Origin of the sequence: Paenibacillus sp. FSL R10-2796 (assembly GCF_037965315.1) — a bacterium.
Lineage (GTDB): Bacteria > Bacillota > Bacilli > Paenibacillales > Paenibacillaceae > Paenibacillus_AQ > Paenibacillus_AQ odorifer.
The window spans coordinates 2,992,564-3,014,513 of the sequence record NZ_CP150178.1 but is presented as its reverse complement, the minus strand read 5'-3'; the positions used below and the strand labels follow the sequence as shown (position 1 = coordinate 3,014,513).

21 protein-coding genes are annotated in these 21,950 nt (G+C 45.6%); 2 read left to right on the top strand and 19 right to left on the bottom strand.

The genetic code is table 11. The features are described 5' to 3' along the window. The first annotated feature begins 112 nt into the window (after window positions 1-112). Window positions 113-301 (top strand): 50S ribosomal protein L28, encoded by a 189-nt coding sequence (gene rpmB, locus NST58_RS13635; RefSeq protein ID WP_339248348.1) that lies wholly within the window; start codon window positions 113-115, stop codon window positions 299-301. Window positions 302-403: 102 nt separating this feature from the next. On the opposite strand, the gene spoVM is transcribed toward rpmB, so the two are convergent. The 16 genes from spoVM to NST58_RS13555 form a co-directional block, all read right to left on the bottom strand. Further along, window positions 404-484 (bottom strand): stage V sporulation protein SpoVM, encoded by an 81-nt coding sequence (spoVM, locus tag NST58_RS13630; RefSeq protein ID WP_020431362.1) that lies wholly within the window; start codon window positions 482-484, stop codon window positions 404-406. Window positions 485-661: 177 nt separating this feature from the next. Beyond that, window positions 662-1,327 carry a ribulose-phosphate 3-epimerase gene (gene rpe / locus NST58_RS13625; RefSeq protein ID WP_076189881.1) on the bottom strand — a complete coding sequence of 222 codons (666 nt, stop codon included), beginning with the start codon at window positions 1,325-1,327 and terminating at the stop codon, window positions 662-664. Window positions 1,328-1,331: 4 nt separating this feature from the next. Further along, on the bottom strand, window positions 1,332-2,237 hold the full coding sequence (gene rsgA, locus NST58_RS13620) for a ribosome small subunit-dependent GTPase A (protein ID WP_036686201.1): 906 nt from the start codon (window positions 2,235-2,237) through the stop codon (window positions 1,332-1,334). Window positions 2,238-2,333: 96 nt separating this feature from the next. Then, on the bottom strand, window positions 2,334-4,580 hold the full coding sequence (gene pknB, locus NST58_RS13615; protein WP_076179563.1) for a Stk1 family PASTA domain-containing Ser/Thr kinase: 2,247 nt from the start codon (window positions 4,578-4,580) through the stop codon (window positions 2,334-2,336). After that, the gene (locus NST58_RS13610) at window positions 4,580-5,353 is read right to left on the bottom strand and encodes a Stp1/IreP family PP2C-type Ser/Thr phosphatase (RefSeq protein ID WP_339248343.1); all 774 of its coding nucleotides are present in this window, start codon (window positions 5,351-5,353) and stop codon (window positions 4,580-4,582) included. Before NST58_RS13610 ends, pknB begins: the two co-directional genes overlap by 1 nt. Before the next feature lie 6 nt (window positions 5,354-5,359). Then, window positions 5,360-6,400: a 23S rRNA (adenine(2503)-C(2))-methyltransferase RlmN gene (gene rlmN / locus NST58_RS13605; RefSeq protein WP_036686196.1), complete on the bottom strand. Its 1,041-nt coding sequence runs from the start codon at window positions 6,398-6,400 to the stop codon at window positions 5,360-5,362. Window positions 6,401-6,551: 151 nt separating this feature from the next. After that, complete coding sequence (rsmB, locus tag NST58_RS13600) at window positions 6,552-7,883, bottom strand: 16S rRNA (cytosine(967)-C(5))-methyltransferase RsmB (RefSeq protein ID WP_256720996.1); 1,332 nt, start codon at window positions 7,881-7,883, stop codon at window positions 6,552-6,554. A gap of 137 nt (window positions 7,884-8,020) precedes the next feature. Next, complete coding sequence (gene fmt / locus NST58_RS13595) at window positions 8,021-8,956, bottom strand: methionyl-tRNA formyltransferase (RefSeq protein ID WP_076301809.1); 936 nt, start codon at window positions 8,954-8,956, stop codon at window positions 8,021-8,023. Between the two features lie 5 nt (window positions 8,957-8,961). Beyond that, window positions 8,962-9,441: a peptide deformylase gene (def, locus tag NST58_RS13590; RefSeq protein WP_036686193.1), complete on the bottom strand. Its 480-nt coding sequence runs from the start codon at window positions 9,439-9,441 to the stop codon at window positions 8,962-8,964. Window positions 9,442-9,526: 85 nt separating this feature from the next. Further along, on the bottom strand, window positions 9,527-12,058 hold the full coding sequence (gene priA / locus NST58_RS13585) for a primosomal protein N' (RefSeq protein ID WP_076275857.1): 2,532 nt from the start codon (window positions 12,056-12,058) through the stop codon (window positions 9,527-9,529). Continuing rightward, complete coding sequence (gene coaBC, locus NST58_RS13580; protein WP_076280821.1) at window positions 12,058-13,293, bottom strand: bifunctional phosphopantothenoylcysteine decarboxylase/phosphopantothenate--cysteine ligase CoaBC; 1,236 nt, start codon at window positions 13,291-13,293, stop codon at window positions 12,058-12,060. Before coaBC ends, priA begins: the two co-directional genes overlap by 1 nt. Window positions 13,294-13,509: 216 nt before the next feature. Then, complete coding sequence (gene rpoZ, locus NST58_RS13575) at window positions 13,510-13,710, bottom strand: DNA-directed RNA polymerase subunit omega (RefSeq protein ID WP_036686188.1); 201 nt, start codon at window positions 13,708-13,710, stop codon at window positions 13,510-13,512. Between the two features lie 51 nt (window positions 13,711-13,761). After that, window positions 13,762-14,331, bottom strand: coding sequence for a guanylate kinase (gene gmk, locus NST58_RS13570; protein WP_076129144.1), 570 nt, complete (start codon window positions 14,329-14,331; stop codon window positions 13,762-13,764). Between the two features lie 19 nt (window positions 14,332-14,350). Beyond that, window positions 14,351-14,611, bottom strand: a complete 261-nt coding sequence (locus tag NST58_RS13565; RefSeq protein WP_006209218.1) for a DUF370 domain-containing protein — start codon at window positions 14,609-14,611, stop codon at window positions 14,351-14,353. A gap of 48 nt (window positions 14,612-14,659) precedes the next feature. Further along, window positions 14,660-15,553, bottom strand: coding sequence for a YicC/YloC family endoribonuclease (locus NST58_RS13560; protein WP_076308135.1), 894 nt, complete (start codon window positions 15,551-15,553; stop codon window positions 14,660-14,662). A gap of 38 nt (window positions 15,554-15,591) precedes the next feature. Then, window positions 15,592-17,460 (bottom strand): bifunctional homocysteine S-methyltransferase/methylenetetrahydrofolate reductase, encoded by a 1,869-nt coding sequence (locus NST58_RS13555; RefSeq protein ID WP_339248338.1) that lies wholly within the window; start codon window positions 17,458-17,460, stop codon window positions 15,592-15,594. A gap of 185 nt (window positions 17,461-17,645) precedes the next feature. On the opposite strand from NST58_RS13555, the gene NST58_RS13550 reads away from it, so the two are divergent. Continuing rightward, on the top strand, window positions 17,646-17,903 hold the full coding sequence (locus NST58_RS13550; protein ID WP_036686181.1) for a hypothetical protein: 258 nt from the start codon (window positions 17,646-17,648) through the stop codon (window positions 17,901-17,903). On the opposite strand, the gene NST58_RS13545 is transcribed toward NST58_RS13550, so the two are convergent. From NST58_RS13545 to NST58_RS13535, 3 genes are read right to left on the bottom strand one after another with little or no spacing between them, the layout of a single operon-like run. Beyond that, on the bottom strand, window positions 17,876-18,976 hold the full coding sequence (locus NST58_RS13545; RefSeq protein WP_339173571.1) for a GerAB/ArcD/ProY family transporter: 1,101 nt from the start codon (window positions 18,974-18,976) through the stop codon (window positions 17,876-17,878). The genes NST58_RS13550 and NST58_RS13545 overlap by 28 nt on opposite strands. Window positions 18,977-18,998: 22 nt before the next feature. Beyond that, the gene (locus NST58_RS13540; protein WP_081388258.1) at window positions 18,999-20,285 is read right to left on the bottom strand and encodes a Ger(x)C family spore germination protein; all 1,287 of its coding nucleotides are present in this window, start codon (window positions 20,283-20,285) and stop codon (window positions 18,999-19,001) included. Next, window positions 20,203-21,867, bottom strand: a complete 1,665-nt coding sequence (locus tag NST58_RS13535; protein ID WP_339248333.1) for a spore germination protein — start codon at window positions 21,865-21,867, stop codon at window positions 20,203-20,205. Before NST58_RS13535 ends, NST58_RS13540 begins: the two co-directional genes overlap by 83 nt. Window positions 21,868-21,950 lie beyond the last annotated feature (83 nt).

Genomic DNA, 21,950 nt, shown 5'->3' with positions numbered 1-21,950 from the left:
ATAAGTATTAAAAGAAATAAATGTTTTTGAATCGGTTGACGTAGCAAAATTTGCTGTGATATTATAGATAAGTATTGTTTATGCAGGTGTTAGGAATAAGGAGGTGTAATCTATGTCCCGCAAATGTGTAGTAACAGGCAAGAAACCGAGCAGCGGCAACCACGTGTCTCACGCTAATAACCGCAACCGTCGTTCTTGGGGAGTTAACGTTCAGAAGGTCCGTATCCTCGTGAACGGTAAACCAAAACGCGTGTACGTCAGCACCCGTGCTTTGAAAGCCGGTAAAGTTGAACGCGTTTAGTCTTTAGCAATTTTTAAGACCGAACGATAACTTATATGAAGCAAAAAGCACCCTTTACATTTGTAAGGTGCTTTTTTTCATGTTTTCTTTTCTGTTAGAGGCTTAACTCTTCTGAAATGTGTTCAATATTGCTTTAACAAAACCTCCCAAAAACCTTGGCAGCTTAAACGTGTAAAATTTCATGATTTACCCTCCCATCAATTCATGCCGTACGCAGGAGACTTTCCTCTTGTCAATAACGGAAACGAACTGCAGTCCTCCCTGCCAAAACAAAAAAAGGCTACATGAGATTTCTGCTCATGTAACCATATTTATGCACCGAGGACTTGGCCTATACCTCTAGTCTCAATCGCCTATTTTTTAACACAGTGCTGATTCGGCTGCTTCTCGAATTCCTTGGATCGCCGCAGCACGATCACTCCGGCCAAAAACTGCATTCCCCGCTACCAAAACATCGGCTCCAGCTGCCACAACCAATGGTGCTGTATCTTCCGATACTCCACCATCTACTTCGATCAATAAATCTGGATTCACTTCATTCGCCCATTCTCGAATTTGAGTGATTTTGCGCAAAGTGTTAGGAATGAATGCTTGACCACCAAAGCCTGGATTAACGGTCATCACCAGAATCATATCCACATCCTCCAGCACCTCACGCACCGCTGATGCCGGAGTACCCGGATTAATTGCTACACTTGCCTTCAGCCCCAGTTCCTTGATCTGATGAACCACACGATGCAAATGAACGCATGCCTCAGCGTGAACGGTGATCACACTTGCACCAGCTGCAGCAAAATCAGGGATATAACGTTCTGGTGACTCAATCATCAAGTGAACATCAAGTGGCAGCTTGGTATGTAACGATACAGCTTTTACAATAGGTGGACCCAACGTGATATTCGGCACAAAATGACCGTCCATTACATCCACATGTATCCAATCTCCACCACTGGCTTCCGCCTCTGCAACTTCTGGACCTAAACGCGCGAAATCCGCCGACAATAAAGATGGTGCTATTCGTATCATGATGTTAGTACCTCCGCTTTTTATCTTTCATTTCATTAAAAAACAGTTTGTAATGATCATAGCGACTATCCGCAATTTTCCCTGCTTTCCAAGCCTCTATTACACGGCAGCCTGGTTCATGCTGATGACTGCAGCCCCGGAACTTACAATCGGATGCGTATTGAGCAAATTCACGAAAACAAGTGGACAGCTCTTCTACACCAAGCTCCAAGAAATCAAGCTGACTAAAACCTGGGGTATCTGCAACAAAACCTCCACCACCAATATCCATCAGCTCCACATGACGGGTCGTATGACGACCACGTCCCAATCGTAAACTGATCTCTCCAGTCTCCAGTTTAAGCCCTGGAACAATACGATTCAATAAGGTGGACTTACCAACCCCGGATTGACCCGCAAATACGCTGATGCCTCCAGTAAGCCTTTGTCTTAGCTCATCGCTTCCGGCACCAGTAAGTGAACTTGTGACCATCACTTCATATCCGATATCCTCATAAAGTTCTTTAACATAACGGGTAGCTTCACCATCATCATCCGCCAAATCCTGTTTAGTCAGAACAATTAGGGGTTCCAGACCCGAATGCTCAATATGAACTAGAAACTTGTCCAACAGATTCAGGTTCATATCGGGCTCCCGAACGGAGAATAAAAGCACTGCGAGCTTAACATTCGCTACAGGTGGACGAATCAGTTCAGATTCTCTAGGTAGAAGTTCATCCACCATTCCTTCTCCATGCTCAGTAAGGATATAAATAACCCGATCTCCAACTAGCGGAGCGATCCCTTTTTTCTTGAGAATTCCTCGGCCTCTGCATTGAACAGAATGCTCTTCAGTCGCAATTAATCCTTCGCGGAGCGGTTTCACATAATAATAACCGCTTAACGCCTTAACAATTATTCCTTCAGGCATACATAGTGAGCCTTCCTCTCCTGATTTTGCGAAAATGACCCAAGTCTGATATCCCCGGGTCATTTCGCTACGCCAACCGTTCAGGTTAAACCCTGTTTAGTTGTTGTTTTTATCTTTAGATTTATCCTTGCCTTTATTGTTGTGCTTATTATTGCCATTATTAGTCGATTCACTATTTATAGAACTATTGTTTACGAACCCTGTCTGATTCACCGCCCCGTTATTCCCTCCGTCATTCTCTGAACCTGAACCCGGCAAGATCTCCGGTTCAATCGTAGGTTCAATTGTAGGCGTAGGTTCAGCAGAAGGTGTTGGAGTTGGCTGTGGTGTTGCTATAACTGGTGGTTCAGGCTCCTGAACGGTTCCGTTCTTCGCATCGATATAAGGAATGACATAAGTGTCCAAAAGCACACCGTCACGGGTAACAATAACCGAACCATCTTTATTAGGAGCCAATACTAGATTAACGGATAACACTTGGCTCTTTCCAATGGTACGTGTTCCCCAATCCTGTTTCTCTCCATTATTGCGCGCATCCACGAATTCGATACGAATCTTGCTCTTTTTCCCATCCTGAGCAGGAGCGACTGGCACATTAAAGGTATAATTCAGGGCTTCAGGTGGATAACCTGTACTTAAGTAAATCGTTATCGCTGTTCCAGGTGGAACAGAAGTACCTGTCCCTTTATCAAATGCCCAAGTCTTTGTTACTTTACCTTCTTCAATGCTGAAGCTGGATTCTTTCTTCACTTCTCCAAGAACAAGCTTGGCACCTTCAAGCAGCGCCTTTGCCTCACTCTCCGTCTTACCGATGAGATCTGGCAACAGTACACTTTCTTCTCCTTTACTAACGTAAAGGGTGATTTGAACCGTCTCAGGATCGAATTCAGTATTTAATGCAGGGTCAGATTTTACAATGAGACCTTCATCTGTATTTTCGTCATAGAGAGGTTTATTATCAATCCTGTCCTGGGCTACACCCAGCGCCATCAATGCCTTAACCGCATCATCAAAGCTCTTGTTAACTACATCTGGCATCTTGGGTAATGGCTTAGCCGTATTCACAGTGAGTATAAGGGACGCTCCTTTTTTCACTTTGGCATCCTTTTCCCTACTCTGCTTAATGACCACATTCTCTTCAAAATTCGGACTGTAGTCATACAGAATAGGATCAGCAACCTCAAGCCCCAAATCCTCAAGCTCAGTTTGTGCTTGTTCTATCTGTTTACCTACTACATAAGGAACGGAAACCTCAGGAACAACTAGCTGTGATTTAACGTACCATACGAGACTGGCCATAGCCAACAGCAACAGTAAGGTAAGCCCAATCCATAATGTGGGTTTTGCCCATTGTTTTTTACCTTTGCTTGAAGGCACCGGTTCATCATCTTCATCACGAACCATCCGTTCCTCACGATGATTACGATTACCATTGCTTCTTTGAATCGGTTTTATCGCCGGGATAACCCGCGTACGATCCTCATCTTCTTCATCGTTGAACAGAATCTTCGCCTCACTGCGACGCTCCGGCAATAAGCATGTTTCCAAATCCTGTAACATTTCTTTGGCAGAGTCGTACCGCTCCTCCGGGTTTTTACGCATTGATCTCAGAATTACATTCTCAACGCTTTGCGGAATGAGTGGATTCAGAAGTTTTGGCTCTTCAAACTCTTCTTGCAGATGTTTTAAAGCTACACTAATCGGACTCTCTCCCAAAAAGGGTAGGCTTCCAGTAAGCATTTGATAAAGTACAATACCTAATGAATACAAGTCAGACTTTTCTCCTGTAGAGACACCTTTGGCATGCTCTGGCGAGAAATAATGTACTGAACCAACCACAGAACCGGTCTGTGTTATGGTTGTTGACGTAACTGCGCGGGCAATCCCAAAATCGGTTACTTTCACCCGTCCATTGCGTCCGATCAGGATATTATGTGGTTTTATATCACGATGAATAATTTGATTCTGATGCGCATGATCTAGGGCATCACAGATTTGTGAAGCGATCCGTACGGATTCATCAACCTGCAATGGCGCTCGTTCTTTTATAATTTCATTAAGATTCTGACCCTCAATATACTCCATGACAATGTAATGAATTTCGTCTTCTTGTCCTACATCGTATATGCTGACGACATTCGGATGAGACAAAGATGCGGCAGACTGCGCCTCACGCCTAAAACGGCGAATAAATTCCTCGTCATGCACAAACTGATTGCGCAATACTTTGATGGCGACATTTCGGTTTAAAAGAATGTCATGTGCTCTATAGACGAGCGCCATTCCACCTCCGCCGATCCGTTCGATGACTTGGTAACGGCCGCCCAATTCGTGACCGATCATCAATCCCACTCCTTTGTTTCGGGCACAGCGGCCTCTCCATGATGTTCTAACAAAGCGACGCTAATATTATCGCCACCGCCGGCGAGCAGTGCCAGCTGAAGTAAACGGTCCGCTCTTTCCTCTAACGATATCTCATGTATACCTGCTACTTTGCCTAAATGCTCATTTGTGACAAAGTTGCTTAAACCATCGCTGCATAGAAGCAAAATTTCCCCTGGTAGCAGAGCTATAGGCGCGATATCAACCTCAACCTCAGCATCTGTTCCAAGCGCCCTCGTCAGCACATTACGACGCGGATGATTATCCAATTCCTCCACACTGATCTGACCGTTCTTGAACAGCTCATTGACTAGCGTATGATCCTCGGTTAGTTGAACTGGCGCACTGTCTTTTATTAAATAGGCTCTGCTGTCTCCGATATGGCCAATATATCCGTTTGATCCATTCAAAAGAACAGCAACGACAGTAGTACCCATATTATGATACTTATCGTCACCGGAAGCCTCCCTGAACACAGTGCTGTTAGCTTCCAAAATAGCAGCTGACAACGCATCACGCAGAGCTTCGTCTTGAAGTTCAGGCTCTAACCCGTCCAGGTTATTCCTCATTGTCTCCAAAGCGAGCCTGCTTGCGGTTTCACCAGCCTGATGTCCACCCATCCCATCGGCAATTATGCCGAGTGTATAACCGTGGCGCGTCGCACCGATCCAGACCGAATCCTCATTGACAGAGCGCACTCGGCCAATATCGCTGGCATGAACTGTTCTGATCAAATATCCTCACCCCAACTCCATATGTTTGGCACGCAGCTGTCCGCATGCGGCCGCGATATCATGGCCTTGCTCACGGCGAATAGTAACATTCACCCCGTTATCAGCCAAAATACGTTGAAACTCAAAGATATCATTGCGTGAAGTACGTACATATTTTCGCTCAGGCACATGGTTTACCGGAATCAAATTGACGTGGCACAGCATGCTCTTAAGCACCCCGGCCAATTCCTCAGCATGCTCCGGTTGGTCATTTACCCCGCCGATCAAGGCATATTCAAAGCTGACACGTCGTCCAGTCTTAGCTTGATAATAACGCAATGATTCAATTACATCATCAAACGGAAAACGGCGGTTAACAGGCATTAGCTTTGAACGCAAGGCGTCGTTAGGCGCATGAATCGAAATCGCCAAATTAATCTGGGTATCTTCTTCTGCAAATTTATAAATGCTCGGTACAATACCGCTGGTGGAAACAGTAATATGCCGTTGTCCGATATTTAGGCCCTTCTCATGAATCATAAGACGCAGGAATCTCATTGTTGCATCATAGTTCTCAAACGGCTCACCAGTACCCATGATAACAATGCTGCTGACACGTTCGCCGCGCGCATCAAGGATTTGTTGGGAACGAACAACCTGAGCTACAATTTCTCCCGCTGTCAAATCCCGTTTTAATCCACCGAGTGTGGAGGCACAGAAAGTACAGCCGATTCGGCACCCTACTTGGGTTGTTACACAAACGCTATTGCCATAATTATGTTTCATGATAACTGTTTCGATAGCATGATCGTCATGCAATCCAAACAGGAATTTTACAGTTCCATCTTTAGATTCCATTTTAGTAATTTCAGTTAGTGCTGCAATAGAGAATTGTTCATTCAGCTTCTGGCGAAGCCCTTTGGACAAATTGCTCATTGCTTCGAAGTCATTCACACGTTTTACATACAGCCAATCAAAAATTTGTCCACCACGAAAAGCAGGCTCACCATTGTCTTTCGCCCACTGTTGTAACTCTTCTAAAGAAAAATCATATATTAAAGGTTTCATTATTATCTACACCTGTTCTTTCATAAGGATATGCGTATTATTTCTCATTCTTCCTATTTTAACACAAATTTCAGAGACGGTAAAAGAAAACGCCCGCCGTACGGTAGCCCGGCGGGCGGAGGATACTACAATTGTCAGAAAATTTGCTATATTACAAGACTCTCTGCAGCTTGGAAATATAGAACCCGTCGCTCCCATAATGATGAGGCAGCAGCTGAATTCCCTCACCCTCAGCCAGCGCAGTACCCTCCAGCCTGTCCCATAATGGGGAGGCAAAAGTTACAGCGGTGAAGTCAGGATTCTGCTTCAAAAAGTCAGCTACTACTTCACTATTTTCCGCTTGTTCAGTAGTACAGGTACTATATACCAGAATGCCACCCGGTTTCAACAGTTTAGAGACCGACTGCAGCAATTCCCGTTGCAATGACGCTACGCTAGCCACATCTTCCGGCTGCTTACGCCATTTGAGGTCTGGCTTACGGCGAATTACGCCGAGTCCAGAACAAGGTGCGTCGAGAAGAATTCTATCAAAGGATTGATGCTCTAAAGTGTGCTCCAGCTCCAGCGCATCTGCACTGCCTGTAGATACGCAATCAAGACCTAAACGTTCTGCTTGATCTGAGATCAATTTCGCTTTATGCAAATGCAGATCATTAGCGTAAATTGATCCTTCATCTTTCATGAGCTCGCCCATATGTGCTGTTTTGCCCCCAGGAGCAGCGCAACAGTCAAGCACCCTCATACCAGGCTCCGGAGCTACCGCTTCAGCTACTAGCATAGAACTCTCATCCTGAACGGAGAGATATCCATCACGATACCAGGAGGTGAGCGCCAGGTTTCCGCCGCTTTTCACAACAATACCATAGGGACTAACCTCAGATGCTGAAGCTTGCAGACCTTGTTCAATCATCTGGTTCAGCAGAGCTTCACGACTGATCATCGTTGTATTCACACGTACGCTGACCGCAGGCGGCTCATTATTAGATGCACAAATCGCTTCCGCCGTGTCGACACCGTACTCGGTAATCCAACGTTCCACTAACCACAACGGATGTGAGTATAATATCGATATCCGCTGCGCTTGACTCAGCCCCTCAGGCAGAACCGGTAGATCACCAGCACGCAACACACTGCGCAGCACACCGTTAACCATCCCTGAGATTCCCTGGTGGCCTTTTTTCTTCGCTATATTAACAGCCTCATTAACAGCTGCATGGGACGGTATACGATCCAGATACATAATTTGATATAAACTTAACCGCAGTAAATTACGGACCCATGGCTGTAGTTTAGCTATCCCTTTACTAACAAATCCTTCAAGCACATAATCCAAGGTGTTCATCCGCGAAATAGAGCCATAAACAAGTTCTGTGACTAGTCCGGCATCTTCTTTGCTAAGTGTCGCCTTCTGTAGACTGCTGTTGAGCAGCAAATTGCTATATGCACCTTGCTGCTCAACTTTAACCATTATATCAAGCGCGATTTCCCGGGCAGAAGCAGGGGCAACCTTACCCTTATTGCCAGCTCTGCCGTTGTTGCCAACTGCTTTGGAATTGTTCCCCTGTCTCTTCCCAGCGTTAGGATTTACTGCTGATCGGCCAACACCATTTCCACCGCCGCTCAACCTAACACCGTCCCTGGCTTCATAACAGCACCACGGCTAAAATCGGCCGCACTCATTGCTTTTTTGCCAGCAGGTTGAACCGTTGTCAGCAGCAGACTTCCGTCACCTGTTTTCACTTCGACACCTTGCTCGGTTACAGAAAGCACCGTTCCTGGAGCACTATCGCTTGCTTTCTGCTCTTCAGGCAGTTTAGAAGCCCAAGCTTTAAAGGTCTCACCATTCCAGAGCGTGAATGCGCCGGAAAAAGGAACTAATCCACGAATTCGATTATAGTTGTCATGTGAGGTAGCGTTCCAATCCAAACGTTCATCCTCGCGATTAAGGTTAGGAGCATAAGTTGCCTCACTATCGTCTTGCTGAACAGCTTGAACTTTTCCACTCACTAAACGTGGCATTTCAGACTTTAACAGATCTCGTCCCGCTAGGCTTAGCTTCTCAAAAAGAATTCCTGAGGTATCTTCAGCCTCAATAGCCACTTCGACACGAGAGATCATGTCACCGGTATCCAGCCCTTCCGCCATATACATCAAAGTAACGCCGGTCACTTTCTCACCATTGATGATACTACGCTGAATCGGAGCACCTCCCCGATATTTAGGAAGCAACGAACCGTGTACATTCACACAACCATTCCGCGGTAAGTCCAACACAGCTTTAGGCAAAATTTGACCATAAGCAGCCGTGACGATCAAATCCGGCTCATATGCAGCCAGCTCAGCGACTGCCTCAGGACGACGCATGCGTTCAGGCTGAAGCACAGGTAATCCAAGAGCTAATGCGGCTTCCTTAACTGGTGAAGGAGCCAAGATCTTTTTTCTCCCCTGCGGACGATCCGGTTGGGTGATGACAGCTACAACTTCATAGCCTTCATCTACCAGCATTTGCAAGCTTGGCACCGCAAAGGCTGGAGTTCCCATGAAAACAATCTTCATATTCCTCACTCCTCAGTCTCGTTAGCAGTCATCTCGTACACTTTTTCAGCGATATCTGTAAACAGAACTCCATTCAAATGGTCAATCTCATGCTGAAAAGCCCGGGCAAGTAAACCACTGCCGGTTATCGTAATCTCTTTTCCCTCACGGTTAAGGCCACGTACAGTTACAGTCTCCGCACGGCGTACATCACCATTCAAGCCAGGAATACTAAGACATCCTTCTGGTCCTAGCTGTTCACCTTCCATGCTGATGATTTCAGGGTTAATCATTTTGATCAATCCATGCTCTTCATCCGCATCCACCACAATTAGACGTTTCAAAATTCCGACTTGGGGTGCCGCCAGCCCTACTCCTTCAGCGTCATACATCGTATGTGCCATATCATCCAGCAATTTTTTAACATTAGGAGTAACTACTGCTACTTCTTTAGCTTTTTTGTGCAATACTTCATCCGGTTCCTTAACGATCAAACGTATAGCCATTACAAAACACCTTCCCGTTCTGAACATTTCTATATTTAAAGTCAATTTATAAAGCTCTTTTTTTACATTGTAACATGATACGGATTTACATCAACATCTGCGGATCCACATCAATGCTGATCTGAAGACCAGTATCCCGTACAGAATCCTCTAACTCTTCAGCCACTTGGCGGACAAGTCCAATTACATCGATGGCGCCGCGCCATTTTATCATACACTGGAATCTATATCTACCCTTTAATCGAGGGATAGGTGAAGCCACAGGACCCAACAGATCTAACACATCACTGGTTAGCTTATCGAGACTTCCATACCATCTTAGCTGTCTGGCTTTTCCTTGAAGATTCAGAGCATAATTCTCTGCCATCCGCAGTAGAAGCGGCAGCTGTTCATGAGACAATGTGACCAGGATGAGTCTGCAATACGGCGGATAATGGAGGCCTCTACGATGCTTCAGCTCTTCACGTACAAAAGAGAGATAGTCATGTCCGCTGGCATGAATAATGGAATAATGCTCTGGCGTATAGGACTGAACGACCACTTCGCCTGGAAGCTGATGCCGGCCTGCTCTGCCTGCAACTTGTGTAAGCAATTGGAATGTCTTCTCTGCTGCGCGAAAATCGGGCAGGTTCAACGCTGAATCTGCTGTGATTACACCAACAAGAGTGACATCTGGAAAATCCAGTCCCTTTGCTACCATCTGAGTCCCCAGGAGAACATCCGCTTTTTTGTCCCGGAATTGGTTCAGCAGCTTCTCATGTGAGCCTTTTTCTGTTGTTGTGTCCACATCCATACGAATCACTCGTATGCCTGGGAACAGCTTACCAAGCTCTTCTTCCACCCGCTGTGTACCCGTTCCGAAAAACCGGATATGCTCACTCCCACACTCCGGACAAAGCTTAGGTGCTGGTTCAGCATGGCCACAATAATGACAACGTAAATTGTCACTACGGCTATGATATGTTAGTGAGATATCACATTCTGGACAACCGGCTACGTAACCACAGCTACGACACATGACAAAGGTGGAGAAACCTCTACGGTTAAGCAGCAGCACGGTCTGTTCTCCGCGTTCCAGCCTCTCTTCCAGTGCTGAATGAAGCTTTCGGCTGAACATCGAACGGTTGCCTTCTTTAAGCTCTTCCCGCATGTCTACTACGTTCACCTTTGGAAGTTCATTTCCTAGCGCACGGGTAGGCATCTCCAGCAGTACCGGTGAAAAATGAATATCACTCTGCGATCTTGCAGCATGATAGCTTTCCAGCGAAGGCGTGGCAGATCCAAGAATCACAGCTGCCCCACACTGCTCCGCTCTACGAATAGCAGCATCACGGGCATGATATTTCGGATTCTCCTCCTGTTTATAAGAGGTCTCATGTTCTTCATCCATAATAATCAGCCCTAAGTTGGAGAAAGGAGCAAACACGGCCGATCTTGCGCCTACAGCGACTGTGGCCTTTCCTTCACGGATTTTACGCCACTCATCGTATCGCTCACCAACAGACAGCCGGCTATGCATAACCGCGACCCCGCTGCCGAACCGTCCCTTAAACCGCTCCACCATTTGTGGCGTTAAAGCAATCTCTGGAACAAGAACAACAGCCTGTCTACCCTGATCTAAACAACGTTTAATACACTGCAAATAGATCTCTGTCTTACCACTACCCGTAACGCCATGAAGCAGAAATACTTCGTGAAGCTGCTCTTCTACGGTTCGAGAAATCCTTGTATATACGACCTCTTGTTCCGCTGTGAGCGGTAGAGGTGCGGTAGGTTTAAAATCTCGCCCTTGATAAGGATCGCGATAGACTTCAATTTCACTGATCTCGATAAATCCTTTTTCCTCCAAGGCCTTTACAGTACTTGCCGTTACTTGGAGTGCAGACAAAACTTCTTTAAGGGCCATGGGGAGTGTAGCTTCCATATCAACTAAAAAGCTCAGAACTTCCTTCTGGCGTGCTGATTTTTTCGGAAATTTGTTCAAAGCCTCCCGGGCAGCAGTGACACCTATCGCCAGATCGACTGCCTTGAGCTTTTTCTTGCCCATTTTATCCTTAATGGATTGACTCTCTATAAGTACTCCACGCCGCAGCATGAACTTCACCGTCTCAGCAGCCTCAGGAAATGCACGAGTAAGCTGCTTCATGGAAACTTCGCCACTACGTCCAATAAATTCTGTGATTAGCCGTTCCTCATCCCCTGTGTCCGCAAACATTGGGAACAATTCATCCTCTGGAAATGCTGTCTCTTCCTGCACATCTCCAAGTGAAATCAGCCGTTCTGCCTTCCCTTTTAGAGCGGTGGGCAACATCGCCTGCAGTGCTGAAATTCGTCTACATGCATATCTTTTACTCATCCAGTCCGCAAGCTCAACTAATTCAGGAGATAAAGGCGGGAGCAGATCCAACACTTCTTGGATTGGCTTCAGGCTAGGATTCACTAGGGTCTCGCCTGATTCTAAAGAAACTACAAAACCTTGGACTGTCCGGTGCCCAAACGGAACGGCTACCCGACTGCCCACTTCAATCCATAATTTCAGGGATTCTGGAATACTATAATCAAATGGCCGGTCAGTGCTGCGTACAGGCACATCCACAATGACCTTGGCGATATCCATTATAATGAAGCTCCAGTAATTCGCTCTGCCACGAGCGTCAGCAAACGACGAGCAACCTCATCCTTCGACAATTGTGGCAATTCAAGCACCAATCCATTCACATCATATATCGAAACGATATTCGTATCCGCTCCAAATCCGGCTCCTGCAGCCGCTACATTGTTAGCAACGATGAGATCGCAGTTTTTGCGGACCAGCTTGTCCTTAGCATAAAATTCCGTATTGCCCGTTTCCGCAGCAAAGCCAACCAAAAACTGCTTGTTTTTGTTCTTACCGAGTGTTTCCAGAATATCCGTTGTCTTCACAAGCTCAAGCGTCATCGTCTCTCCGCTTTTTTTAATCTTAGAAGGCTCACTATGCTTCGGACGGTAATCCGATACAGCCGCCGCCTTGATCATAATATCGCAGCTGTCCCACTGTGCGGTAACTGCTTCATACATTTCCTGTGCAGATTGAACACGAATGACTGAAATCTCTGGATCCTGTGGAGGGGCCTCATCTGTACGCGCAGCAATCAACGTTACCTCAGCTCCCATTGCGCGCGCAGTACGTGCTAATGCGAAGCCCATTTTACCTGATGAATCATTGGAGATATAACGTACTGGATCAATGCGTTCTACCGTTCCACCCGCTGTGATGACGATTTTTTTACCCACAAGAGGTTTGGATGCGACGCTTGCTTGATGTGCAAAAAAATTCTCAACCACACTCACAATAGCCTCTGGCTCTTCTAGCCGACCTTTGCCAACGTATCCACATGCCAGCAGTCCTTCACCAGGCTCAATAAATTGAATGCCCCGAGTAGCTAGAATATTCAAATTATTAAGTACAGCTGGATGCTGATACATATGAACATTCATAGCTGGTGCAACCATAATAGGAGCCGTAGTAGCTAGCAGCGTTGTAGATAACATATCATCGGCGATCCCGTGCGCCATTTTGGCAATCATATTTGCGGTCGCGGGTGCTACCAGCACAAGATCCGCAGCATCTGCCAGATCAATATGTGAAATGGAGGATGGATCTCTCTCCTGGAATGTATCGCTGTATACTCGTTGCTTCGATAGTGACTGTAGAGTTAATTCTGTAATGAACTGCTTCGCCGAAGCTGTCATAATGACATGGACCTCGGCACCTTTTTGGACAAGCTTACTGGTCAAGGACGCCGCTTTATAAGCAGCAATTCCTCCTGTGATCCCAAGTAAAATAGTCTTCCCCTTCAAGCTCTTCAACATGATCTCCCCCCTGTTCCCTACTCTTACAACGAATGGCTATCTTTACGACGAGAAAAAAATAACAACCTTCCGGTTGTCATAAAGAGCCCGGTTCTGGGCTTTCATCATAAATTTAAGACCCGTAAATGCTCCATAACCCAAGAAGAAACGGCAGCGCCTCAAAACAAATAGGCGGCATCCGTTTCTACAATAGGTCATTATTACTTATGCTTGAGACTACTCTTCACCGCGGGTTAGAGTAATGCGATCTTCGTAAATTTCCTCAAGAGCAACACCAACAAATTTATGCGATCTAGGATTCTTCACATCTGTCTTGCCACCCTCACGCAATTGTCTAGCACGACGTGCAGCAGCGACAACGAGCGAATACTTACTGTCAACCTTAGTCATCATTTCATCAATGGATGGATATAGCACTGGGACACCTCTTCATAGTTTACTGTTAATACATTTGACCTTCAGCATAAATTATCTGACTTTACAATGTTCGGCGATAATAATGCTTTCTATTCTCTTACAAGCCAGATCAATCTCATCATTCACAACAGCATAATCATAATGCTGCATTAAGTTGATCTCATCCTCCGCTACAGTCATGCGGTGATCGATCACATCTGGATGCTCAGTACCCCGTCCGCGAATGCGGTCCTTCAACTCGTCCATGGATGGAGGAAGAAGGAACACAAAAATCCCTTCAGGAAATTTCTCTTTAACTTTGAGAGCGCCTTGAACCTCAATTTCGAGAATAATGTCTTTGCCGCTATTGAGAGTTCTCTCCACAAAATCACGTGGAGTACCGTAATAATTACCTACGTACTCCGCGTATTCAAGCAATTGATCGGCTTCGATCATTGCCATAAATTCATCTTTGCTTTTGAAAAAATAGTTGACGCCATCTTCCTCACCCGCACGCGGACTGCGAGTAGTAGCAGAAACTGAGTAGACAAGTTCGGGCATCTTCGGACGTAGTGCTGTACAAACAGTACCTTTACCTACGCCGGAAGGTCCGGATAATATGATGAGCAATCCTTTTGACATAATACACTCCATTTAGTTGTTATTCGTCGTTGTCGTCATCTTTACTGGATAAGCGATGCGCCACAGTCTCCGGCTGTACAGCCGATAGGATGACATGATCACTATCTGTAATGATTACGGCACGAGTCCGTCGGCCATAGGTGGCGTCGATCAACATATGCCGATCACGTGCCTCCTGGATAATACGTTTGATTGGTGCAGATTCCGGACTGACGATAGAAATAATGCGGTTGGCAGACACAATATTTCCAAAGCCAATGTTAATAAGTTTGATTGCCATGTTCCGGTAGTTCCCCCCATAAAGTTCTATGCTATTACCTATTCCCGATTACTCTATGTTCGCAGCTTGTTCTCGAATCTTCTCCAGTTCTGCTTTCATATCTAGCACAAGACCCACGAGAGTTAGATGATTGCATTTCGATCCGATTGTATTCGTCTCACGGTTCATCTCCTGAATGAGAAAATCCAGTTTGCGTCCTACCGGTCCTTTCCCCTTCAGGAGGGCTCTGCATTGCTCGAAATGACTATACAACCGGGTCAACTCTTCATCAATATTACAGCGATCTGCAAAAATAGCGATCTCCATCCCGAATTTATGCTCATCAAAAGCGAACGTCCCATCATTTAGTTCATTTAACCGATGTCGAAGTTTCTCTCGATATTCAGTGATTACGACAGGTGCAAGTTCAACCATTTCAGCATGCATGTTCTCAAGATGGTTCAGGCGCTGTTCAATATCTGCGGCTAGATAACTGCCTTCACGGGCGCGCATCTCCAGCAGAGACTGCAAACACTGCTCAAGTCCCGCCTCCAATACTTCGGAGTAGTCTTCTAATGTCGCAGACACGGCACCCGCAGCCTCGTCTTTGCTGTCCATAATACCGGGTATAGAAAGTATATCACGTAAAGTCAACTCACCACTCAAACCATATTCATTCTTAAGCTGCTCTGCTGCCTTTAGATAGGTCATTACAGCAGAGTGATTCAGAACCGGTCTAACAGTCGACTCATCGTGCTCTCTATTGATGGTAACATCTATTCTTCCCCGTTTGATGTGCTGTTGAACCTTTCTTCTCAACACATCCTCATAACCCGTCCAATCCCGGGGCATCCGCAGTACAACTTCGCAGTACCGGTGATTCACCGATTTCACTTCGAACATAATCTTGTAGCCGCCGAATTGCAGGGACGATTGACCGTATCCGGTCATGCTAAATGACAACGGAATCACATCCATTACACTATTGTAATTGATTATTACTAGCGAAACAAGGGGGACAATTTGCGTCCTGATTTCTCCCACACATACTCCATTAGCTGTGCACTCATATCGTAGAACATGAACGGAGTCATCAGATAGATCCCATTAAAATGGGCAGTAGCAACATCTAACAGTTCCTTAGCGATAGCGACACCTTCTGCTCTTCCAGCTTCCCCTTCAAGTCCCTTCATGCGGATGCGGACATCGTCCGTAAGCTGAATACCGGGAACCTCATTATGTAGAAACTCTGCATTTCGTCCGCTTGCCAGTGGCATAACCCCAATGAATACAGGGATTTCCAGATGTGCTGTTGCCTCAGCTATCTTCACGATAAGTTCCTGATCATAGACAGGCTGGGTCATAATATAGTCGGCACCAGAGGCGATTTTCTTCTCCAGACGTTGCACTGCCTTATCCAAATGTTTAACATTCGGGTTAAACGCAGCTCCGATTACAAAATTCGCTTTCTGTTTCAAAGGTTTACCTGAGAAGGAAATCCCGTCATTCAGCTGCTTGATCATTCTAATTATCTCAAAAGAAGTTAAATCATAAACCGAGCTTGAGCCGGGAAGATCTCCAAATTTCGCAGGATCACCTGTTACGGCCAGCACATGATCAATTCCAAGCGCATCAAAACCCATCAAATGGGATTGAGTACCAATCAAATTACGATCCCGGCAAGCAATATGCACTAGCGGACGAAGTCCGGTTTTAGCGTGCACCAAATGCCCCAACGCCATATTGCTCATCCGTGTAACCGCCAGAGAGTTGTCGGCGAGTGTCAACGCATCCGCGCCTGCTCTTCTTAGCGCTTCTGCGCCCTGCATAAACTTTGCGATATCCAATTCACGAGGTGGATCAAGCTCAACAATAACCGTATGTCGTTCCTTTACCAGATCAACCAGGTTCGGCTCTCTACCCTCTCTACCATCATCGCCAAAATTATCTTGCAGCGATACACGCTCCACAGTAGGTGGCAACGGTTTAGGAAGCGGTTGCGGTACATAATTCTTCAGTGCAGACGAGATTTCTGCGATATGCTGCGGAGTTGTACCACAGCAACCACCGATTATCCGGCAGCCCATCTCCGCAAAAGTCTGCGCCATTTGCCCAAAATATTCTGGAGAAGCCCCGTACCGGTATTCTCCGTCTACATAATCCGCTACACCCGCATTTGGATACACAGAAGCTGGCAAAACCAGACTCCCTTGTACAGCTTTGAGCGCCCGCTTCATTCCGTTCGGGCCTGTGTTACAGTTAAATCCGATAACATCAGCACCATCGCTTTCCAGGATACGAAAAGCTTCCGGCAAAGTTAATCCATCTAATGTGCGTGCTGTTTCATCGACAGCTAATTGGCAAACTACAGGAAGCGAGCTGATCTTGCGGAGCGTTCTTAGAGCTAAATGCAGTTCCTCAACATCGTAGAAGGTTTCCAGCATAATGCCATCTACGTCCTCTTCTAACAATGCAGCAATCTGCTGTGTAAAATATTTTTTCAGTTCTGTGGAAGAGAGATTCGCACGTTTGCCCGCGCGAATAGATCCTACAGCTCCTAATACATACCCATGATCTCCAGCAGCCCGGCGAGCAATTCTAACCCCGGCTCGATTGATTTCCTCAACCTTAGATTCTAGACCATATTTAGAGAGCCTGTCATAGTTCGCCGAGAAGGTGTTGCTCTCCAGCAGCACTGCCCCTGCCTCAATATAGCTGCGGTGAACATCTTCGATTACCCCCGGAGAGGTCAAATTCAATTCTTCATAGGAAATGCCGACCGGGAAACCCTTCTGATATAAGTAGGTGCCCATCGCTCCGTCTCCGACTAATACTTTATTTCCCCATGCGGAACGTAAATCCGGCTTCACAACAAGATCCTCCCCTGCCACATTAGTTTCTAACTTTAGTTTCATACTAATGTAACATAAATCGGTATGGATGATAAGCTTTCCAAAAGAAATGCATTTAGACCAAAATATCCACCATGCATGTTCATATATAAAAAGCTTCATACTAACGTTAATGCTGATATTTCCATAAAGGAGAGAATACTTTGAAGAAAAAAACAAGAAAGTTTCTGATCCGAAAATACGCTGTAACTTTACTGCTAGCCACTCTCTGCTTATTGTATATTTATTTGCTAGATTGGCTGTATGGCTATGGGCTGGGTAACGTCGGCTATATCCTTAATTATCTGTTCTATACCGCCTCAGAGAAAGCTACTGCTTGTATTTTACTGCTCTGCTTGTTCATCCCCGATATCTATTACTGGAAAACAGGACATCAACCAGAACGTGGCGGGGAAAGATGACTTCTTATCGCCGCAACGATGACAAGAATTACAGGGATCAACACCATAAAGAAGGGAAAAATCGTATATAACAATCTCCCGCCCTCATTAATGTGTTCAGTAAAGCTCCGCGCGTTCAACATCGAGCTGAACAGAATGATCAGAGCACAGGGATAGACCATTCTCCGGTAAGGAATCTTGAACAATTCGGAAATCCCTATAAGTGCGGCCGCAAAAAACACTGACATTTTGAAAAAAACGCCGATAATCAGCACCATAACAACTAGAATATCCACCCGTTGAATAAAATCGGAGATTGAAATCTTGCTAATCGTGGGCATCAGAGGTAGGGGTGAACGTTTCACAATATCTGTGCCCAGCACGGAGATATTCAGCATCATAGTCAGACTTAAGAGCAAACCTGAAACAAATATCCCTGCTCCGATGACCCAAGGACCTTTTTTAGCATTGTTCAGATAGGGCATTAGCATGGTAAAACAAATCATTTCACCAAAAGGGAACATATAGTTCTGGCGAATGACAGATTCGATCACAGGCTGGAACCCATTCTCAAAAACAGGAAGCAATCGATTCAAATTAATGGAGCCCGATAACATCAGCATGATCGAGCAAAATATACCGATCAGCATTACGAGAGTTGCGAATACCAATGAAGTTCGGGATAATACCTCTACTCCTTTATGCAAAACATACGCAGAAGATAAGATCATCAACGTAGATATAACAAATAAAGGTGTGCGATGCATGGTAGCCATAACCAGCATGGAACTTCCATCCCGTAAATCACGACCCGCTAAATTGAGAAAAAGGATAATGTAGAGAACAGAAATCACCGTACCGAAGGATCTTCCCAGCAGCTTGCGTGTATAGGTTGTTAAGGGCAGATCCGGAAACTTTCTGTACAAATAAGTGTACCCCGAAAAAATAATCAAACCGATCAAATTTCCGAGCAGTATGGATATCCACGCATCTTTACCAGACTCCATCCCAAGATTCACTACCAGTGCTGTTCCTAGTTCAAACAACAAAGTCAACGTGAAAAATTGGAGTAGTCCTATTTTTATTTTTCCCATAGCTGCCCCTCCTTTATTGTCATTACTTATTCTTGGACTGAAAGGAATCACTCCGCATATCCGTATGCCTGATCACAGCATCCGTATTGATATTAACCTGGCAGGTTTCAAATATACGGTCCCAATGATCTTTTACTTGTTTCCAGCCACGTGGATTAGCTCTTTCTGCTGCTTCACCAAAACCTAGATAATCACTTTTTAACGAACGGGCAGTTGCTATGGCAGCGCGGATCTGTTCTTGAATATTCTTTTCCAAAAGCTTCGAAAGATCATTTAACACGGTTGGATCTGTTAGATCCAAGCCATTGGGCGATTCCTTTAATCCAGCCTGCTGAGTGACGTTAATCGTGAAGATAGGATGCTCTATGTCTTTCGCATCAGCGTGGATATGTACCTGTGATAAATACACATTAAACGATATATAATCATTCTCACCTATCGAGACCAGTACCGGCATCTGAGAGATTTTATTCTTAAGCAGAACGGTACCGATCGCCTCCTCCCCTTGCAGCCACCCTTTAAGCTTGTCTTCTTTAAAAGCTGCAAGACCCGTAACTTTTATTATGGCCTCCGGTCTTATTTTTTTTAAATTATCATTACTTTCCCTCTGCTCCAAATCTCCAGTCACTAGCACGCCATTGATCACTGGCCCTCCACCAGGAACCTGTATCCCCCGGATAATATCATCCACTTCCATCCGATAGTTATATCCGAATTGCTTGGAGGTCGTCTGCAGCTTTTCCACCAAATCGTTGGATGGAATTCTTCCGAACACGGTCATAGTCGTCATACATTCACTAGCAGGCTGTCCCTTGGAAATAAAAATCAGGCTTGTCAGCCGGGTTTCACTTTCCCTTTCCAGCACATCCATGATATCCTTGATGCCTTCTTGCGCGAACTTCTCGGAAATGATGACCACCCGAATATGTCCTAAAGACAAAAAACGTGCAGTCTGACGCGAGGCATTGGCTAATGCTTCAAACATAGAGCGGCCGCTACCTTTATATACCGAAACAGGTGAAGTCCCTCTAGCGTTCTTCCCAGAGATTTCGTCAGCAACGATAACCTGAAAGGATACTACGTATTTCTCTTCTTCTGTAGGTCCTCTATCTATGGACACACCGGAAACGATGGCTCTTCTGTTTAATTCCACACTATCCCAGCAGCCTGTGAGACTAAGACAGATCAATACGCAAGGTAAAAGTCCTGCTAAGAAAAAATTGCATTTACTCAGAATCTTGCTTTCCTTTCTTATGCGGCTGTGTCCCTTTAGTCTTATCAAGAATTTTTGGAGATAGGTTCTGTTCATGTCCGGCTGTGATCTCCTTCCCTTCTGAAATGTTCCCTTGCTGCGCAGTAGCAGGAGCTGGTTCTGCTGTGCCAAGCGCCCACAAAGGCAGCCTTAAGACGGCATCCTTCTGACCTCTGGATGACAAAGGCACGATTGGAGACAAATAAGGAACGCCAAAAGTCCGCAGACTGTTCATATGTGCAACCAGTACGATTAAACCCAGTGTAATCCCGTAAAAACCAAACATACCAGCCAATATCAAAAAACCAAAGCGGATAATTCTGCCCGCAATCGCCATGTTATACGCTGGAATGGCAAAGCTCGCAATCCCGGTCAACGCGACCACAATCACCATAACGGGCGTAATAATTCCAGCCTCTACCACAGCCTGACCAAGAATCAGAGCACCTACTACAGATACGGTCTGCCCAACTGCACGCGGCATTCTTACTCCCGCTTCCCGGATGATTTCAAACGCACCTTCCATTAGAATAGCTTCGACAAAAGCGGGGAAAGGCACATTTTCCCGTTGCGATAACAGGTTGATCAGCAAAGTCGTAGGGATCATCTCATAATGAAACGTCGTCAAAGCTATATACACGGAAGGCCCTAGAATAAGCACAATAAAACTGATATACCGAATAATTCGCATCAGAATAGCAATATCGAACCTTTGCGCATAATCCGAAGCTGACTGAAAAAAAAGAGTGAAAACCGCAGGCAAAATCAATACAAAGGGGGTGCCATCAACGACAATCACTACCCTCCCTTCTAACAGATTCGTTGCAGCCACGTCTGGCCGCTCGCTGTTATTGATCGTTGGAAAAGGGGTAAAGGTCTTATCCTGAATCAGCTCTTCGATATAACCGGATTCCATGATGGCATCTACATTAATCTGCTGCAGCCGTTTTCTAACTTCTTCAACCAGCTTCTCGTCCGCAGTATCCTTGATGTACATAAAAACCACATCGGTCTGAGTTACCGCCCCGATCTTCACATGCTCGAGTCTTAGTTTGGGTGATCTTATTCTTCTGCGTATTAATGAGACATTCGTAGCCAAAGATTCAACAAAGCTATCCTTTGGACCACGCACAACTAGCTGAGTGGAGGGTTCAGTGACAGAACGAGCTTCCCCTCCTTCAGTCTCACACATGATGCCACTGTCATAACCTTCAATGAGAATCAGTGTCTTCCCAGAAAGAATTCCGAGCAGCACCTCGTTCCAATCCTCCTGCAGCTGCGCTTCACCTATTTCCAGGGCACGGTTTAAAATGAGGTCATTCAGATTATTATTTGCTGCAGTATTACTTTCCTTAAGCATCTCATCTGTTATGGAGAGCAATGAACCCATTACAAATTGATTCACGGTTTCTGTCTTAGCTAGACCATTAAGATGTACCGCAGCAGCCTCAACAAAGGATTGCTCACCAAGCTTTACCTGGCGGATTCTAAGATCCGGACTATCTCCCAGCTCGGTAATGATATTGTTTAGTGTCTGTTCCAGATGAATGGTTAATCTGGCTCCCGAACCTGAACCCGCCGGGTCTGCTTGCTGTCCCTTACCGGATTTATTTCTTTTAGTTAACCCGTTGATGTTCAACAAGCTCCCCTCCTTTCTCTCATAAACATTGTAGTATTATTCTCGGTTACTCCTTCCATTATTCGGCTGCTTAAAGTCACATC

Bases quoted from the DNA above. Each gene is read 5' to 3' on its own strand.
- rpmB (WP_339248348.1), top strand. From the start codon at position 113: ATGTCCCGCAAATGTGTAGTAACAGGCAAGAAACCGAGCAGCGGCAAC.
- spoVM (WP_020431362.1), bottom strand. From the start codon at position 484: ATGAAATTTTACACGTTTAAGCTGCCAAGGTTTTTGGGAGGTTTTGTT.
- rpe (WP_076189881.1), bottom strand. From the start codon at position 1,327: ATGATACGAATAGCACCATCTTTATTGTCGGCGGATTTCGCGCGTTTA.
- rsgA (WP_036686201.1), bottom strand. From the start codon at position 2,237: ATGCCTGAAGGAATAATTGTTAAGGCGTTAAGCGGTTATTATTATGTG.
- pknB (WP_076179563.1), bottom strand. From the start codon at position 4,580: ATGATCGGTCACGAATTGGGCGGCCGTTACCAAGTCATCGAACGGATC.
- rlmN (WP_036686196.1), bottom strand. From the start codon at position 6,400: ATGAAACCTTTAATATATGATTTTTCTTTAGAAGAGTTACAACAGTGG.
- fmt (WP_076301809.1), bottom strand. From the start codon at position 8,956: ATGAAGATTGTTTTCATGGGAACTCCAGCCTTTGCGGTGCCAAGCTTG.
- def (WP_036686193.1), bottom strand. From the start codon at position 9,441: ATGGCTATACGTTTGATCGTTAAGGAACCGGATGAAGTATTGCACAAA.
- priA (WP_076275857.1), bottom strand. From the start codon at position 12,058: ATGGATATCGCCAAGGTCATTGTGGATGTGCCTGTACGCAGCACTGAC.
- coaBC (WP_076280821.1), bottom strand. From the start codon at position 13,293: ATGTTGAAGAGCTTGAAGGGGAAGACTATTTTACTTGGGATCACAGGA.
- gmk (WP_076129144.1), bottom strand. From the start codon at position 14,331: ATGTCAAAAGGATTGCTCATCATATTATCCGGACCTTCCGGCGTAGGT.
- NST58_RS13565 (WP_006209218.1), bottom strand. From the start codon at position 14,611: ATGGCAATCAAACTTATTAACATTGGCTTTGGAAATATTGTGTCTGCC.
- NST58_RS13545 (WP_339173571.1), bottom strand. From the start codon at position 18,976: ATGGGAAAAATAAAAATAGGACTACTCCAATTTTTCACGTTGACTTTG.
- NST58_RS13540 (WP_081388258.1), bottom strand. From the start codon at position 20,285: ATGAACAGAACCTATCTCCAAAAATTCTTGATAAGACTAAAGGGACAC.